Here is a 15,489-nt window from a genome sequence, read left to right as displayed (position 1 = left end):
AAACCCTTTTATGTCTGCCCCTCGCGTCAGTTTCGTCAGTCTTGGATGCCCGAAAGCCCTTGTGGATTCGGAGCGCATCATCACGCGCTTGCGCGCCGAGGGCTACGAGATCGCGCGCAAGCACGACGGCGCCGATCTGGTCGTCGTCAACACCTGCGGCTTCCTCGATTCCGCCCGCGACGAGTCGCTCAACGCTATCGGCTCGGCACTTTCAGAGAATGGCGAAGTCATCGTCACCGGCTGCCTCGGCGCCGAGCCGGACGTCATCCGTGAAAGACATCCCAACGTTCTCGCCATCACCGGCCCGCAGGCCTACGAGAGTGTGATGGCAGCCGTGCATGAGGCTGCGCCCCCGAGCCATGACCCCTATGTCGATCTCCTGCCGCCGCAGGGCGTCAAGCTGACGCCGCGCCACTACGCCTATCTCAAGATTTCGGAAGGCTGCAACAATCGCTGCACCTTCTGCATCATTCCAGCACTTCGCGGCGACCTCGTCTCACGGCCGGCCGCCGACGTGTTGCGCGAAGCCGAGAAGCTGGCCAAGGCCGGGGTCAAGGAGATCCTCGTCATCTCGCAGGATACCAGCGCCTACGGCATCGATATCAAATACCAGACCAGCTTGTTCGGTGATCGCGAAGTGCGGGCGAAATTCTTGGATTTATCGGAGGAACTCGGCAAGCTCGGTGTCTGGGTGCGCATGCACTATGTCTATCCCTATCCGCATGTCGCAGACGTCATACCACTGATGGCCGAAGGCAAGATTCTTCCCTATCTCGACATTCCGTTCCAGCACGCCTCGCCGCAGGTGCTGAAGAATATGCGTCGGCCAGCTCATGGCGAAAAGACGCTCGAGCGCATTCGCGGCTGGCGCGACGTCTGTCCGGACCTTGCCATCCGCTCCACCTTCATCGTCGGCTTCCCCGGCGAGACCGATGACGATTTCGAGATGCTGCTCGACTGGCTGGACGAGGCCAAGATCGACCGCGCCGGCTGTTTCAAATACGAGCCGGTCAGAGGCGCCCGCTCCAACGAGCTCGGCCTCGAGCAAGTGCCGCAGGAGATCAAGGAAGCCCGCTGGCACCGCTTCATGCAGCGCCAGCAGAAGATTTCGGCAACGCAGCTCACCAAGAAAATCGGCAAGCGCCTGCCGGTCCTGATCGACGAGGCGCATGGCAATTCGGCCAAGGGCCGGACCAAATACGACGCGCCCGAAATCGACGGTTCGGTCCATATCCAGTCGCGGCGGCCACTGCGCGCCGGCGACATCGTCACGGTCAAGATCGACCGCGCCGACGCTTACGACCTTTACGGCTCAGCTGTCTGATATTCCGTCCAAAGTAAAAGGGCGCCGCGTGGCGCCCTTTCGTTCGATATGTTTCCGACTGCCTACTGCGGCAGCTTGTCGTCGACGCCCTTGACGTAGAAATTCATGCCGAGCAGCGTGCCGTCGTCGGCGACCTCGCCCTCCTTCAGCCAAGGTGTGCCGTCCTGCTTGGCGATCGGCCCGGTGAAGGGGTTCCAGCCGTCGGCGATCTTCTTGGTGGTGGCCTCGGCCATCGCCTTGACGTCGTCGGGCATGTTGGTGAAGGGCGCCAGCTTGACGGCGCCGTCCTTAATGCCGAGCCAAACATTGTCGGGCTTCCAGGTGCCGTCGAGCGCCGCCTGGACGCGGCTGATGTAGTATGGACCCCACTCGTCGGTCAGCGCGGTCAGCTGCGCGTGCGGTGCGAACTTGATCATGTCGGAGGATTGGCCGAAGCCGTGCAGCTTGCGCTCCTCCGCCACCTGCAAGGCAGCGGTCGAGTCGGTGTGCTGGACAATGATATCGGCGCCCTGGTCGAACAATGCCTTGGCAGCGTCGGCCTCCTTGCCCGGATCGAACCAGGAGTTCACCCACACGATCTTCGCCTTGAAGTTCGGGTTGATCGACTGTGCGCCGAGCATAAAGGAATTTATGCCCATCACCACTTCCGGGATCGGGAAGGAAACGATGTAGCCGGCGACGCCCGACTTCGATTGTTTGGCGGCGATCTGGCCAAGCACGTAGCGGCCTTCATAGAAACGCGCATTGTAGATGCCGAGATTTTCGGCCGTCTTGTAACCGGTGGCGTGCTCGAACATCACCTTGGGGAATTTCTTGGCGATCTTCACTTCCGGGTCCATGAAGCCGAAGGACGTGCCGAATATGATCTTGCATCCCTCGCGCGCCAGGCGCTCGAAGGCGCGATCGGCATCGGGGCCTTCGGAGACGTTTTCGAGATAGGCGGTCTCGACCTTGTCGCCGAGTGCCTTTTCCACCTCGAGGCGGCCTTGGTCGTGCTGGTAGGAGTAGCCGAAATCGCCGATCGGGCCGGTGTAGACCCAGCAGGCCTTCAGCTTGTCCGCCGCCTGGGCTGAGGCCGCCAATGACAATGCGGCCGTCGTCGCCATCAGGGCAATAAGCAGTTTTTTCATTGTGTTACCTCTCTGAGTTAAGCCTTGGAGCTTCCGTCTTTTTGTTGTCAACGATCCGGAACGAATGGCTGGCCCAAGGAGGCCGGCGTGTTCATCATCGTCAAACGCTTGTTGCGCGAGATTAGAACGAGAACCACGACGGTTGCCAGATAGGGCAGCGAAGAAAGCAGTTGCGAGGGGACCGGAATGCCGAATGCCTGTGCATGAAGCTGGCCGATCCAGACCGCGCCGAAAATATAGGCGCCGGCCAGCACCCGCCATGGCCGCCAGGAGGCGAAGACGACCAGAGCCAGCGCGATCCAGCCGCGGCCGGCGGTCATGTTCTCCACCCATTGCGGTGTGTAGACCAGCGATAGGTGACCGCCGGCTAGGCCGGCACAAGCGCCGCCGAAAATCACTGAGAGATAGCGGTAACGGATGACGTGGATGCCAAGCGCATGGGCGGATGCATGGCTGTCGCCGATCGAGCGCAGCGTGAGCCCGGTGCGGGTCTTGAACAGGAACCACATGACGGCGGCGGTCAGCGCGATCGAGATGTAGAAGATTGGATCCTGACCGAACAGCAGCCTGCCAATGACCGGGATTGCGGTCAGGCCGGGAATATCGAGGTTAGGCAATCTCTCGCCGGGCTGGCCGACAAAATTCGTCCCCATCATGCCGGAAAGGCCGAGGCCGAGCAGCGTCAGCGACAGGCCGGTTGCCACCTGGTTGGTGGCCAGCGACAGGGTCATGACGGCGAACAGCAGCGAGAACACTGCCCCCATGGCAATTGCCGCCAACAGCCCGATCCACGGCGAGCCGGTGAGATAGCCGGCGCCGAAGCCGCCGACTGCACCCATGATCATCATGCCCTCGACGCCGAGATTGAGCACACCCGAACGTTCGACCACCAGTTCGCCGATCGCCGCGATCAGCAGCGGCGTCGCCGCCGTCGCGATGGTCAAAAGGATGTTGACGGTGATGTCCATCAGCGAGCTTCCTCCAGCTTCGGCGCTGCCTCGAGTTTCGGTGCGGCAAAGCCGGTCAGGCGAATGCGATAGTGAATGAGCGTGTCGCAGCCGAGCACGAAGAACAAAAGCATGCCCTGGAACACGCGCGCCACCTTGTCGGAGATGCCGAGCGCGCTTTGCACTGCCTCGCCGCCGAGATAGGTCAGCGCCAGCACAAGGCCGGCGGCAACGATCCCGAGCGGATTGAGCCGGCCGAGGAATGCGACGATGATGGCGGTAAATCCGTAGCCAGGCGAGATCACCGGCTGCAGCTGCCCGATGGCGCCTGAGACCTCCGAAATCCCGGCAAGCCCGGCCAGTGCGCCCGACAGCAGGAAGGCAAAGAAGACCATGCGGTTAAGGCCAAACCCGGCGAAGCGCCCTGCCCTCGGGCTTGAGCCGAGCACGCGGACCTCGAAGCCTTTCAGCATACGGCTCATCAGGATCCAGATCAGTATCGCCGCGACCAGCGCGAAGACAAATCCCCAGTTTGCCCGGCCGGATTCCGGAAGGAGTTCCGGCAGTATCGCCGAGTCGTTGAACTGGATGGTTTGCGGGAAACCGTGGCCCTGCGGATCGCGCCACGGCCCGCGTACCAGCCAATCGAGGAAGAGCTGGGCGACATAGACCAGCATCAGGCTGGTCAGGATCTCGTTGGTGTTGAAGCGCGTCTTCAGCAGTGCCGGGATTGCAGCATAGGCGGCCCCACCGACCATGCCGAAAAGAAGCATCAGCGGCAGCACCAATGGGCCTTCGAACTGCGGAAACAGCACGGGGAAGATCGAGCCGACAATGCCGCCCAGGATGAACTGGCCTTCGGCGCCGATGTTCCAGATGTTGGCCTTGTAGCAGACCGACAGTCCGACCGCGATCAGGATCAAGGGGGCGGCCTTGATCGCCAACTCATGTAACTGCCAGACCTGGCTGATCGGTTCGATGAAGTAGATGCGGAACGCAGTCAACGGGTTGACGCCGAGCAGCGCGAACATGATGGCACCAGCAATGATCGTCAAAACGAAAGCGATGAAAGGCGAGAGTGCCGAAAACAGCATCGAGCGCTGCGGGCGTTTTACAAGTTCGAGGCGCATCAAGCCGTCTCCAGCGTATGTTCGGCATGACCGGGTTCGGCGCCGCCCATCAGTAGTCCGATCTTCTCGAATGTCGCTTCAGCTATCGGCAGCGGCTTCGACAGTTCGCCATTGTGCATGACCGTGATCGCATCGGAAATCTCGAACAGCTCGTCGAGGTCCTGGCTGATCACCAGCACCGCCGAGCCGCTGCGCGCCAGTTCGATCAGCGCCTGGCGGATGTGGGCCGCCGCACCCGCGTCGACCCCCCAGGTCGGCTGATTGACCACCATGACGCTTGGCCGCCGGTCGAGTTCGCGGCCGACGATGAATTTCTGCAGATTGCCGCCAGAAAGAGCCGCAGCCTCTGGATCCGGCGCGCTCTTGCGCACGTCCATCGCCTTTATGATGCGCTGGGCAGCGGTATAGATCGCATCGCCCTTGACCATTCCACCGGCGCCGACAAACATCTTGCCATCGGTGGCGTGGCGCGACAGGAGCAGGTTCTCCGAAAGCTTCATGCGCGGTGCTGCACCATGGCCGAGCCGCTCTTCCGGAACGAAGGCAGCGCCCATCAGGCGCCTGCCGGTGATGGTGAGGCCGCCGGCATCCTTGCCGCGGATGCGGACCGAGCCGGCATCCTGCTGCAGCACCTCGCCGGAGACGGACTCAAAGAATTCGCCCTGGCCGTTGCCGGCCACACCGGCAATGCCGATCACCTCGCCGGCGCGGACTTCAAGATTGATGTTCCTGAGCGGGATCGAGAACGGGGTCGCCGGCTTGCGGGTGAGTTCGCGGATTTGAAGCAGCACCGGCGCGGTCTCGATACCCTCGGCCGGCGCCCGCACCACGGCCTGCACCTCGTTGCCGACCATCATCCGCGCCAACGAAGACGCGGTTTCCTGGCGCGGATTGCAATGGCCGACCACCTTGCCGTGACGCAGCACGGTGGCGCGGTCGCAGATGCGTTTGACCTCTTCCAGCCGGTGCGAAATGTAGAGGATGGACTTTCCTTCCGAACGCAGCCGTTCGAGCGTCTCGAACAACTTATCGGCCTCCTGCGGCGTCAGCACCGAAGTTGGCTCGTCGAGGATGATGAGTTGCGGCGTCTGCAGCAGGCAGCGGATGATTTCGATACGCTGACGCTCGCCGACCGACAGATCACCGACCAGCGATAGCGGATCGAGAGGCAGGCCGTAACTGTAGGAGAGCGCCCTCGCCTTGGCCGCGATCGTGCTGATCGGCGAGCCGTCATCCAGCGACAGCGCGATATTCTCCGCCGCCGTCAGCGCTTCGAACAGCGAAAAATGCTGGAAAACCATGCCGATGCCGAGCTTCTTTGCGGTGCCGGGGCTGGTGATCCTGACCGCCTGGCCATTCCAGAATATCTCGCCGGAATTCGGTTCCAGCGATCCGAAGAGCATTTTCACCAGCGTCGACTTGCCGGCGCCGTTCTCGCCAAGCAATGCATGGATCTCGCCCTTGGCGATGTTGAGATCGACATGGTCGCACGCCGTCAGCGTGCCGAATATCTTTGTGAGGCCGCGAACCTCCAGCAGGTTTGCGCCGTCCTGATCTGCACTCACGGTGCCTCCATCTGGTTTGCCAGACATGTTCTGTGTTCCCGCAAGCATCGTATGCGCGGGCTGCTCTCTACGGTAAGCGCCTCACGACTTGAAAGAGCTTCAAGAATTTCAGCGGAAACTCAAGCGGTAAAGAGCAGTTCGCAAGAACGGCGGCGTCGGCGGGCCGAAAATGCGGGCTCAAGGGATAAGTATCGTTGTCCCGGTGGTCCGGCGCCCTTCGAGATCGGAATGCGCCTTGCCGGCATCGCTGAGCGCGTAACGCTGGTTGATCTTGATCTTGACTGCGCCGCTGAGCACCACATCGAACAAGGCGGCGGCGGAAGCCTCGAGGTCTTCGCGCTTGGCATTGTAGACGAACAGCGTCGGCCGCGTTGCGAACAGCGAGCCCTTCTGCGCCAGCAGCGAGATGCTGAAGGGCGGGATCGGCCCAGACGATTGACCGAAGCTGACGAACGTGCCGAGCGGCCGCAGGCAATCGAGCGAGGCTGGAAACGTGTCGTTGCCGACCGAGTCATAGACAACGTCGCATTTCTTGCCACCGGTGATAGCGGCAACGCCGCCCACGAAATCCTGTTCGCGATAGTTGATCACATGGTCGAAGCCATGCGCCTTGGCGAGCTCGATCTTGTCGGTTGAACTCGCGGTGCCGATCACCGTCGCGCCGAGATGCTTGGCCCATTGGCCGAGGATCAGCCCGACACCGCCGGCCGCCGCATGAAACAGGATCGTGTCGCCGGCTTTCACCTTGAATGTACGGCGCAACAAGTACTCGGCGGTCATGCCCTTTAGCATCATCGCCGCGGCCTGTTCGTCGCTGATGCCGTCGGGCACCTTCACCACGCGGTCGGCGGCGATCACGCGCTGCCCGGCATAGGCGCCGGTCGTCACCGCATAGGCGACGCGATCCCCGGGCTTCAGCCAGTCGACATCTGTGCCGACGTCCAAAACCACGCCGGCCGCCTCGCCGCCGGGGATCAGCGGAAATCCGCCCTGCGGCGGATAAAGGCCCGAGCGATAATAGACGTCGATGAAATTGAGACCGATCGCGGTGTGCTTGACCAGGATCTGTCCCGAGCCCGGCTGCCCGGGATCGGCATCCTCATAGGTCAGGACCTCCGGGCCGCCATGGGCATGGATGCGGATCGCTTTGGACATTTTCTGGCTCTCTTGGGATCAGGCTTTCTTATCCGGCTTGGCGCCGAGATTTGGGAAGAACTGCATGATAGCGCCGATGCAGGCGAGGTAAAGCCCGGTGATCGTAATCCCGATCTTGATGAAATCGCTGACCTGCTCGCCCAGCACGCCGATCTGGTCATAGAAGGAGGCAAGTGCGGCCTGCGCCAGCGCCAGCGCGCCGAAAGCGCACCAAAGCAGCGTCATACCGAGATTGATTGGGCGCAGCCGCTTCACCCGCACCGGATGGATGAAATTGATCGGCACGAAGGTGAGAATGCCGGCCACCACGACCGCGGCGAAAGAAACCCATTGTCCAGGCTCGATGACGAACAGCGTGAACACCACCATGTTCCAGACGACCGGAAAGCCCTTGAAGAAATTCTCCTTCGTCTTCATGCCGGTATCGGCATAGTAGATTGCGCTCGACACGACGATTATCGCAGCCGACAGGAACGACAGGCGCTCGCCCATGAAGCCGCGCTGATAGAGCGCGAAGGCCGGAATCAACACGTAGGTCACGTAGTCGATGATGTTGTCGAGCAGTTCGCCCGACCATGTCGGCAGGATTTCCTTGACGTCGAGCTTCCTGGCGATCGGCCCGTCGATGCCGTCGACGAAAAGTGCCAGGCCCAGCCACCAGAACATTGCCGTCCAGCGCTGCTCGCTTGCTGCCACTAGCGACAGAAACGCCAGGAATGAGCCCGACGCGGTCAAGAGATGGACCGAGAACGCCCGCGCCTGAGGCCATGTGACTTTCTTCTTCGGCCGCGGAATCCGGTCGGCGATTTTCCTGGCCGTCGTCTTCTTGCTCACGGGCCCCGCCAGTCCAGCTTGCAGATTTCGGCCGAACGGCCGGCAAAGTTCCAGTTACGGCCAAAGGCCCGCATTTTGCTCTTGTCGGATTTGGCGACGATGATTTCCGGCGCAATCCAGTATTCCGAATTGCTGATAACCGTATCCTTGTCGCGATCCTTGCCGGTGATTGGCGTCACCGCACCATCGATGATCTTCGGTATCTGGAACATGCGTGTTTTCTCACGCGTCTCGTAGGTGATCGGCACCTGCTCGGCGCCGAGGAACTGTCCGACCAGGATGGAGAGCAGCGATGTGGTTCCACCGGCCTTGCCGGTGAATATCTTCGTCAGTCCCTTCACAGCGTAAACCGAGGCGCGCTTGTCGATAAACAGGCCGGCGGTCCAGTTACCGCGACTCATGTAGCCGGGGATTTCCATGATCAGCCCAAGATTGAGACCGGACAGGTCGACCTCGCCGAAATGGCCGGCATCGATGCGGAACCCCGCCCAGGTTTGGCAATAGCCTTCCGTAGGCGGATGATTGCCGAGCGACAGAACGCAAGGGCAAAAAACCGTGCAATTGCAGGAGAGGACGAGCTCTCCCTTCATTGCCCAGTTTTGGTCAGTCATCGAATTCTCCCCCTCATGTCGAGACTACTAGTAGCGCGGCTGCCCAGACAAGCAGTATCGCACCGCCCAGCCGCGTCGGCAGATTGCCTGCCGTCTGTTTTTCGACCAGGCTGAACAGGCCGATCAGCGCCATCCAGAACACGTTCATCACACCGACGGCGAACATTACCAGCATCAGCGCCCAGCAGCATCCAAGGCACCACAGGCCCTGCTCCATGCCGAGCCGGAAAATGCGAATGGGCCTGGCGCTCCAGTTGGCGAACAGGACCGAGAACGGATTTCTGCACTTCTCCAGACAGGCTTCCTTCAGCCAGCTGAACTGATACAGACCAGCGATCGACAGCGCGGCTGCTCCGGCAATTCCAACCAGCGGATCGAGCATCTGCCCGGATGACGCGAATGCATCGACGGCGAGCGTCAGGGCTGCGAACATTGCCGAGGCGGCAAGCCAGACGCTCAAATATCCAGCGACCAGGATCAACGGATGGACGGCCGGCTCCCCCTTGATCCGGGCGGTATCTGCGATCTCGCAATAGGAGCGGATCATCGGCGCCGCGGAGGGCAGCATGGTCGCGATGGCCATCAACAGCCACATCGCGGTGAGTGCCCCGCCTTGCGCGCCTAGGCTTGCGCGAAGTGGCGCCGGCGCAAGGCAGAGGGCGAAGAGACGCACAAGGAAATCCGGCAGCGGCAGTTGCGGCAGGTATTCCAGCACGGCATCGCCGGGTGCATCGGTGCCCGGGAGCCGGCTTACCGCCCCTCGAACTGCCATTGCGCCGAGAAGGAGCCAGGCAAGGGCGATGCCCATGCCGGCAACAACGCTCACGGTCAGTCGAGGGCTGCGCGCAACGCTCGCCATCGCGCGGCCGGTGCCGTCGAGGTGGCTGAAATCGTCTTGTTGGCCGGTCATGGCAACCGAATGGGCCGAATCGCCGCGTTGATCAAGCCGCATCACCTGACCTATATGGACCAGCAGGTCGGACGGGCCTCACCTCGCAATCCGGAAGCCGAATTTGAACCATCGGGAAACAGCACGGATACTGGTCGCCGGCAGCGGCCCTGCGGGGCTGATCGCGGCGCTTGGCCTTGCCGAGGCGGGTTTTCCCGTGACGCTCGTCGGACCCGAGGCAGCCGGCCCCGACGGCCGGACGACAGCCTTGATGAACCCTGCCCTGAAGATGTTCGAACGGCTCGGGATCTTCGACGGAATCAGGTCGCACGCAGCGCCGCTCAAGGTGATGCGCATCGTTGACGCAACCAACCGGCTGATCCGCAGCCCGACAGTGACCTTTCGCGCCAGCGAGATTAACGAAGAGCAATTCGGGCTGAACTTGCCCAACAGCGTTCTCAACCGCACGCTAGCCGAGGCTGTCGCGCATTCGGGCATCGAATGGCGAAAGTCGATGGTGGAGGCATGGCGCCTCGATGCCGACCATGCCCATGCCGTTCTCGCCGACGGCAGCGAGGTTGAGGCGTCGTTGGCGGTTGCCGCCGATGGCCGTCAGTCGCCGGCCCGCGAGGCAGCCGGCATCCGGACCTCGGTCCGATCCTATCCGCAGGCGGCGCTGGTGCTCAATTTCGGTCATCGCAGCGACCACGCCTTCACCTCGACCGAATTCCACACCGAGACCGGTCCGTTCACACAGGTTCCCCTGCCCGGCAACCGGTCCAGCCTTGTCTGGGTGCTCGAGCCCGATGTCGCCAGGGACCTTGCAGCACTCGATGACACCGAGCTTTCGACGCGGGTCGAACAGCGGATGCAATCGATGCTGGGTCGCGTGTCGGTTGAGCCCGGCCGGCAGGTCTACCCACTTTCAGCGGTGAGCCCGTGGCGGTTTGCGCATCGCCGCGTGGCCCTTGTCGGTGAAGCCGCCCACGTGTTTCCCCCAATCGGCGCGCAAGGCCTCAATCTCGGCATCAGGGACATCGACGACCTGATTGGTACCGCAAGCAGAAACCGCTCGGATCCGGGCGCCGCCAAGGCGCTTGCAGCCTATGATTTCAAGCGGCGGCCGGACATTCTGGCGCGCAGCAGCGCGGTCAACCTGCTCAACATGTCGTTGCTTTCCGACATGCTGCCGGCTCAGCTGGTGCGCAGCGCTGGCCTGGGCGCGCTTGAGGGGTTTGCGCCGCTGCGGGCGTTTTTCATGCGCGAGGGTCTTCGACCCGGCAGCGGTTTTGCAGCGTTTTTTGGGGGATTGCGAAAACCGGCTGCGCGATAGCGATCTTGGGCACCGCCCTTGATCCGCATCTTGCGATGCTCAACCCGGCATCAAGGGGATCGGGATTGAATTGACGCGGCGTCTGCGCCAAATAATGACGATGTCGACCTTAAGGTCCGGCCAGTCTTTGCCGGATTGGTGCGTTAGAGTCTAAAGTCCTGGAGCGTTTTCTTGCGTGTTTCAGGATGCGTGGCGTTCAAGAAGTTCAAGTGGTGAGTGCGATGAAGACAGCCAAATTCTCGATCGGACAGGTGGTTCGGCACCGGCTGTTTCCGTTCCGCGGCGTTATTTTCGACGTCGATCCGCAATTCGCCAATACCGACGAATGGTACGAGGCGATCCCCGCTGACGTGCGGCCGCGCAAGGACCAGCCTTTCTATCATCTGTTCGCCGAGAATTCCGAAACGGAATACATCGCCTATGTGTCCGAGCAGAATTTGCTCGAGGACCGGTCGGGCGAACCGGTCCGGCATCCGCAGATTGGTGAGATGTTCGATAAGAAGCCGGACGGGCGCTACGAGCCGAAGCACCAATTGAGACATTGACTTAGTCGGGATCGAGCTGGGATAGGCTTGAGACATGGCTTGACCCGACAAACGGCCGATCCAAACGAAAAAAGCGGGGCATGAACCCCGCTTTTTGTTGGTTCGAAAACCCGTCGATCAGTTGGCGGCCTTCGCCTTTTCCTGCTCTTCCTTGAGCTTCTTGGCAAAATCCTGATTGTTCTTGGCGACGAAGTCCTGGAGCTTTTTCTGCCGGTCCTCGATGTCCGACTGCTGCAGCGGCGGGCCGTCGAAGGCGCCGCTGAAGCCGGTCAGCGCAATCTTGATCGGGTTCGGCTGGTTCTGGAAATTGACTGAGGTGAGCGTCAGCGCCGATCCCTTCTTGAAGGATGCGACCAGCTGATCGCTCAGCGGCACTTCCGCCACGCAGCGATCCGGGAAACAGATTACATAGTCGAGCTTCTGCGCCTTGCCGCCGTCGATCTGGAGGCCGATGCCGGGAGGAACCAGACGGCCGGTCGGAACCGTCACCTGGAACACCTTGCGGTTCACCTTGCCCTTCAATTCGATCAGGCTGACACCGGTGATGAGCTGGCCGTTGCCGGCGGTGGTGATGTTCTGGACATTGCAGATGTCGACGTCTTCCTGCTTGGTGCAGGCCTTGAACCAGCCTTGCGGAATCTGCTGTTGCTGCTGCGCGGAAGCAGCGGGAATCCCGGCGCCGAGAATGCCGACCACGCCAGCGGCCATGACCGACAGGCGGTACGCGTTGCTGTTCAGGCTCGTCATGTCGTGCATTCCTCTCAAATGATCCCGGAACCGGCTTTTTCCCGCCGTGTGGTCCAGCTACCTGTTGCCGAAATGAGGCAACAGAATGACTTCGGACGGCGTGTTACACTGCAAGCGGTGCCGAATCCAGCCCGGGTCTCGCGAATCTTGGCCGAGGGGTTGGCCGGTGCACGACCGGCTCATGTATGCTGCGCATCGAATCGGGAAGGAGACGGTCATGGGCCGCGTTGTCTTTTGGCTGATCGCCGCAATGTTGTTTGTCGGCCTTTCCCTGCAGCCGGCTCTGTCGGAACCGAAGCACGCGCTTGCCATGCAGGGCGAGCCGGCGCTGCCGGCCGACTATGATCATTTCAACTACGTCAATCCCGACGCGCCAAAAGGCGGCAGCATTACCTATTGCGTCGTCGGCAGCTTCGACAATCTCAATCCGTTCATCCTGAGAAGCCTGCGCACCACCGCGCGCGGCATGATGGATCAAGCCTTTGGCAATCTCGTCTTCGAGCCGTTGATGCAGCGCAACTACGACGAGGCCTTCAGTCTCTACGGCCTGCTCGCCGATACCGCCGACATGGATCCCGAGCGCAAGAGCATCGAATTCCACCTCGATCCCAACGCCAAATGGTCGGACGGCGTGCCGGTGACGCCGGACGACGTGTTGTTTACCTATGACGTCTTCACCGAGAAGGGCCGGCCACCTTACAGCCAGCGGATGAAAGCGATCGCCAAGCTCGAAAAGACCGGCGACCGCAGTGTGCGCTTCACCTTCAACGACAGGGCCGACCGCGAATTTCCGCTGATCATTGCGCTGACGCCGATCATCCCGAAACACGCCTTCAACAAGGACACCTTCGACAGGACGACGCTGAAGCCGGTGATCGGCAGCGGGCCCTACACGGTGGCGCATGTCGTGCCCGGTCAGCGCATCGTGTTCAAGCGCAATCCGGACTATTGGGGCAAGGACGTGCCGTCCAAGCGCGGCTTCGACAATTACGACCAGATCACCATCGAGTATTTCCTCAACGCCAGCGCCAAGCAGGAAGCGTTCAAGAAAGGCATCTGCGCCATCGACGACGACAGCGACCCGGTCAAACGCGAGCGCGATCTCGACTTTCCGGCCTTCCACAGGGGCGAGGTCATCGCCGAAACCTTCGACACCGGCATTCCGCCGGTGGTCAACGGTTTCCTGTTCAACACTCGGCTGCCGAAGTTTTCCAATCCGGTCGTGCGGCGCGCGCTCGGCATGCTCTACGATTTCGAATGGGCCAACAAGAATCTGTTCGGCGGCAAATACACGCGCACGATGAGTTTTTGGCAAAACTCCGAGCTCTCCGCCCTCGGTCATCCCGCCAGCGAAAAGGAAAAGGCCCTGCTGGCCCCCTACCCCGGCCGCGTGCCCGCAGATGTCATGGACGGCACCTACAGGCCGCCCGTTACCGACGGCTCCGGCCAGGACCGCAAGGTGCTGAAGGCGGCATTCGAGCTGCTGAAGAGCGCGGGCTATACGGTGCAGGACGGCGCGATGCTCGATCCCGAGGGAAAGCCGTTCGGTTTCGAGATACTGACCGCCTCGCAGGACGAAGAGCGACTTGCCGCTATCTATCAGCGCACGCTTGAGAAGCTCGGCATCGATGTCAGCATCCGCAGCCTCGACGGTGATCAGATCCAGTCGCGCAAGCAGCGTTTCGATTTCGAGGTGCTGGTCGGCTCGACCGGTTTCAACAACTCGTTGTCGCCCGGAATCGAGCAAACCGGGCGCTGGGGATCCGCTGCCGCCACGGCCGAAGGATCGTTCAACCTCGCCGGCGTCGCCGATCCGGCGGTGGATGCGGCGATCGAGGCGATGCTGAGAGCCCGTTCGAAGGAGGACTATGTCGCCGCCGTCCGCGTTCTCGACCGGCTGTTGATCTCAGGCAATTACATGGTGCCAACCCAGCACAACAACCAGCAATGGCTTGCCTATTGGAACTATCTGGAACATCCGCAAAAGACGCCCATATACGGTTATCAGTTGCCGACCTGGTGGCGCAAACCGAAGTGACCTCTTCAGAACAGGAGACCAAGATGAACGACGAGAACTCGATTACCGTCGATGTGGTCTCCGACGTGGTGTGCCCCTGGTGCTTTATCGGCCAGAAACGGCTCGACAAGGCGATTGCCGCCGTCGATATCGACGTTCACATACGCTGGCGGCCCTTCCAACTCGACCCGACAATCCCGCCCGAAGGCAACAACCGCCGCGACTATATGGTGGCGAAATTCGGGAGCGAGCAACGCATCCGCGAAATCCATGCCCGGATCGAGCAGTTGGGCGAGGCTGAAGGGATTTCCTTCGCGTTCGACGCCATCAAGGTCGCGCCTAATACGCTGGATGCGCACCGGCTCATTCGCTGGGCTGGCACAGCCGGCGAGGCTGTTCAGAACCGGCTGGTGCGTCGGCTGTTCCAGCTGAATTTCGAGGAAGGCGCCAATCTCGGCGATCATGCCGTGCTGATCGAAGCAGCCCGCGAGGCCGGCATGGATGCGTCTGTGGTCGAAACGCTTCTGCCGACCGACGCCGATGTCGAGGCGGTGCGCACCGAAATCGCCACCGCTTCGCGCATGGGCATATCGGGCGTGCCGTGCTTTCTGCTTGAAGGCAAATATGCGGTGATGGGCGCCCAGGACGCCGATACGCTTGCCGATGCGTTGCGCCAAGTCGCCGCGGCGAAGGCACGCGGCGAACTGGAAACGGCGAACTGAGCCGGACTATTTCACCGTCACCTTGGCCTTGCTGACGAAAAAGCCATGGCCATGCCTGCCGGTGCAGGTCAATCCCTTGGTGGATGACTGGCAGAAAAACGGCCCCTTGCTCCAGCTATTGCCGTAGGCCAGCTTGCTGACGTCACCGCAGCAGCCTTGCTCGCCTGGATTCTTGATCAGCGTCGCCGGGCCTTTCGGGCCGAGGATGATGGTGACGTAGCTGGGCTCGACGTGCGAACAACTCAGTTCCGGTCCGCCATCCTGTGGCTCATAGGTGCTGGTGCCGCCCTTCGGCGTGTAGATGCAGCCAATATTGCCGGACGGCGTGTTGAACTCGATCTGTCCCTCGCCGTTTGCGGGAACGGTCTGGCTGCCGGCATATGTTGGCGGCAGCCAGGCAAACATTGCGAGCATCGCCACAAACAATGTCCGTGCAAGCATGAAGAACTTCCCCCCGGTTCAAACCTGGATGCGTCCAGCAGGTTCGATCCGAAGCGCATCTTTGTCAAACGCAGTTTGCGCGCGCTCTAAAAAGTACGG

The 15,489-nt window shown here is 61.5% G+C and carries 15 protein-coding genes; 5 read left to right on the top strand and 10 right to left on the bottom strand.

Going from position 1 to position 15,489, the window contains the following annotated elements:
* Nucleotides 1–10: 10 nt before the first annotated feature.
* Entirely contained in the window at nucleotides 11–1,324 is a 1,314-nt protein-coding gene (gene rimO / locus NKI19_RS23005; protein ID WP_352566222.1) for a 30S ribosomal protein S12 methylthiotransferase RimO, read from the top strand.
* Nucleotides 1,325–1,386: 62 nt separating this feature from the next.
* Here rimO and NKI19_RS23000 read toward each other — a convergent pair whose 3' ends face one another.
* From NKI19_RS23000 to NKI19_RS22965, 8 genes are all read right to left on the bottom strand, one after another.
* Nucleotides 1,387–2,454: a BMP family ABC transporter substrate-binding protein gene (locus NKI19_RS23000; RefSeq protein ID WP_352491337.1), complete on the bottom strand. Its 1,068-nt coding sequence runs from the start codon at nucleotides 2,452–2,454 to the stop codon at nucleotides 1,387–1,389.
* Between the two features lie 47 nt (nucleotides 2,455–2,501).
* The gene (locus tag NKI19_RS22995) at nucleotides 2,502–3,422 is read right to left on the bottom strand and encodes an ABC transporter permease (protein ID WP_352491336.1); all 921 of its coding nucleotides are present in this window, start codon (nucleotides 3,420–3,422) and stop codon (nucleotides 2,502–2,504) included.
* Nucleotides 3,422–4,534, bottom strand: coding sequence for an ABC transporter permease (locus tag NKI19_RS22990; protein ID WP_352491335.1), 1,113 nt, complete (start codon nucleotides 4,532–4,534; stop codon nucleotides 3,422–3,424). The genes NKI19_RS22995 and NKI19_RS22990 overlap by 1 nt, the downstream gene beginning before the upstream one ends.
* On the bottom strand, nucleotides 4,531–6,123 hold the full coding sequence (locus NKI19_RS22985) for an ABC transporter ATP-binding protein (RefSeq protein WP_502899326.1): 1,593 nt from the start codon (nucleotides 6,121–6,123) through the stop codon (nucleotides 4,531–4,533). Before NKI19_RS22985 ends, NKI19_RS22990 begins: the two co-directional genes overlap by 4 nt.
* A gap of 150 nt (nucleotides 6,124–6,273) precedes the next feature.
* On the bottom strand, nucleotides 6,274–7,251 hold the full coding sequence (locus tag NKI19_RS22980; protein WP_352491333.1) for a quinone oxidoreductase family protein: 978 nt from the start codon (nucleotides 7,249–7,251) through the stop codon (nucleotides 6,274–6,276).
* An 18-nt stretch (nucleotides 7,252–7,269) separates the two neighbouring features.
* Nucleotides 7,270–8,085 (bottom strand): phosphatidylcholine synthase, encoded by an 816-nt coding sequence (gene pcsA, locus NKI19_RS22975; protein WP_352491332.1) that lies wholly within the window; start codon nucleotides 8,083–8,085, stop codon nucleotides 7,270–7,272.
* A complete protein-coding gene (locus NKI19_RS22970; RefSeq protein WP_352491331.1) occupies nucleotides 8,082–8,696 on the bottom strand; it encodes a DUF1326 domain-containing protein in 615 nt (204 codons plus the stop codon). The genes pcsA and NKI19_RS22970 overlap by 4 nt, the downstream gene beginning before the upstream one ends.
* Before the next feature lie 13 nt (nucleotides 8,697–8,709).
* Nucleotides 8,710–9,648 (bottom strand): DUF2182 domain-containing protein, encoded by a 939-nt coding sequence (locus tag NKI19_RS22965; RefSeq protein WP_352566224.1) that lies wholly within the window; start codon nucleotides 9,646–9,648, stop codon nucleotides 8,710–8,712.
* A gap of 61 nt (nucleotides 9,649–9,709) precedes the next feature.
* Between NKI19_RS22965 and NKI19_RS22960 the strand changes: the two genes are divergently transcribed.
* Together NKI19_RS22960 and hspQ are read left to right on the top strand one after the other, a co-directional pair.
* Nucleotides 9,710–10,918, top strand: coding sequence for a UbiH/UbiF family hydroxylase (locus NKI19_RS22960; protein WP_352491329.1), 1,209 nt, complete (start codon nucleotides 9,710–9,712; stop codon nucleotides 10,916–10,918).
* A gap of 221 nt (nucleotides 10,919–11,139) precedes the next feature.
* Nucleotides 11,140–11,463, top strand: a complete 324-nt coding sequence (gene hspQ / locus NKI19_RS22955; protein WP_352491328.1) for a heat shock protein HspQ — start codon at nucleotides 11,140–11,142, stop codon at nucleotides 11,461–11,463.
* 117 nt (nucleotides 11,464–11,580) lie between these two features.
* Here the strand turns inward: hspQ and NKI19_RS22950 are convergent, their stop codons facing one another.
* Nucleotides 11,581–12,210 (bottom strand): invasion associated locus B family protein, encoded by a 630-nt coding sequence (locus NKI19_RS22950; RefSeq protein ID WP_352491327.1) that lies wholly within the window; start codon nucleotides 12,208–12,210, stop codon nucleotides 11,581–11,583.
* A gap of 250 nt (nucleotides 12,211–12,460) precedes the next feature.
* Here NKI19_RS22950 and NKI19_RS22945 point away from each other — a divergent pair, with 250 nt between their 5' ends.
* A complete protein-coding gene (locus NKI19_RS22945; protein WP_502899329.1) occupies nucleotides 12,461–14,248 on the top strand; it encodes an extracellular solute-binding protein in 1,788 nt (595 codons plus the stop codon).
* A 23-nt stretch (nucleotides 14,249–14,271) separates the two neighbouring features.
* A complete protein-coding gene (locus tag NKI19_RS22940) occupies nucleotides 14,272–14,949 on the top strand; it encodes a DsbA family oxidoreductase (protein WP_352491325.1) in 678 nt (225 codons plus the stop codon).
* Nucleotides 14,950–14,955: 6 nt separating this feature from the next.
* On the opposite strand, the gene NKI19_RS22935 is transcribed toward NKI19_RS22940, so the two are convergent.
* Nucleotides 14,956–15,390 (bottom strand): hypothetical protein, encoded by a 435-nt coding sequence (locus NKI19_RS22935; protein WP_352566226.1) that lies wholly within the window; start codon nucleotides 15,388–15,390, stop codon nucleotides 14,956–14,958.
* Nucleotides 15,391–15,489: the final 99 nt, after the last annotated feature.

The sequence above is a fragment of the Mesorhizobium sp. M0751 genome (assembly GCF_040320265.1).
In the GTDB taxonomy this organism is placed as follows: Bacteria; Pseudomonadota; Alphaproteobacteria; order Rhizobiales; family Rhizobiaceae; genus Mesorhizobium.
Note: the sequence above shows the minus strand (reverse complement) of the source record. Positions and strands in the feature narration are given on the sequence as shown.

Coding starts and splice junctions, on each gene's coding strand:
- rimO (WP_352566222.1), top strand. CDS start 11: ATGTCTGCCCCTCGCGTCAGTTTCGTCAGTCTTGGATGCCCGAAAGCC.
- NKI19_RS23000 (WP_352491337.1), bottom strand. CDS start 2,454: ATGAAAAAACTGCTTATTGCCCTGATGGCGACGACGGCCGCATTGTCA.
- NKI19_RS22995 (WP_352491336.1), bottom strand. CDS start 3,422: ATGGACATCACCGTCAACATCCTTTTGACCATCGCGACGGCGGCGACG.
- NKI19_RS22985 (WP_502899326.1), bottom strand. CDS start 6,123: ATGTCTGGCAAACCAGATGGAGGCACCGTGAGTGCAGATCAGGACGGC.
- NKI19_RS22980 (WP_352491333.1), bottom strand. CDS start 7,251: ATGTCCAAAGCGATCCGCATCCATGCCCATGGCGGCCCGGAGGTCCTG.
- NKI19_RS22970 (WP_352491331.1), bottom strand. CDS start 8,696: ATGACTGACCAAAACTGGGCAATGAAGGGAGAGCTCGTCCTCTCCTGC.
- NKI19_RS22965 (WP_352566224.1), bottom strand. CDS start 9,648: ATGCGGCTTGATCAACGCGGCGATTCGGCCCATTCGGTTGCCATGACC.
- hspQ (WP_352491328.1), top strand. CDS start 11,140: ATGAAGACAGCCAAATTCTCGATCGGACAGGTGGTTCGGCACCGGCTG.
- NKI19_RS22950 (WP_352491327.1), bottom strand. CDS start 12,210: ATGACGAGCCTGAACAGCAACGCGTACCGCCTGTCGGTCATGGCCGCT.
- NKI19_RS22945 (WP_502899329.1), top strand. CDS start 12,461: ATGTTGTTTGTCGGCCTTTCCCTGCAGCCGGCTCTGTCGGAACCGAAG.
- NKI19_RS22940 (WP_352491325.1), top strand. CDS start 14,272: ATGAACGACGAGAACTCGATTACCGTCGATGTGGTCTCCGACGTGGTG.
- NKI19_RS22935 (WP_352566226.1), bottom strand. CDS start 15,390: ATGCTTGCACGGACATTGTTTGTGGCGATGCTCGCAATGTTTGCCTGG.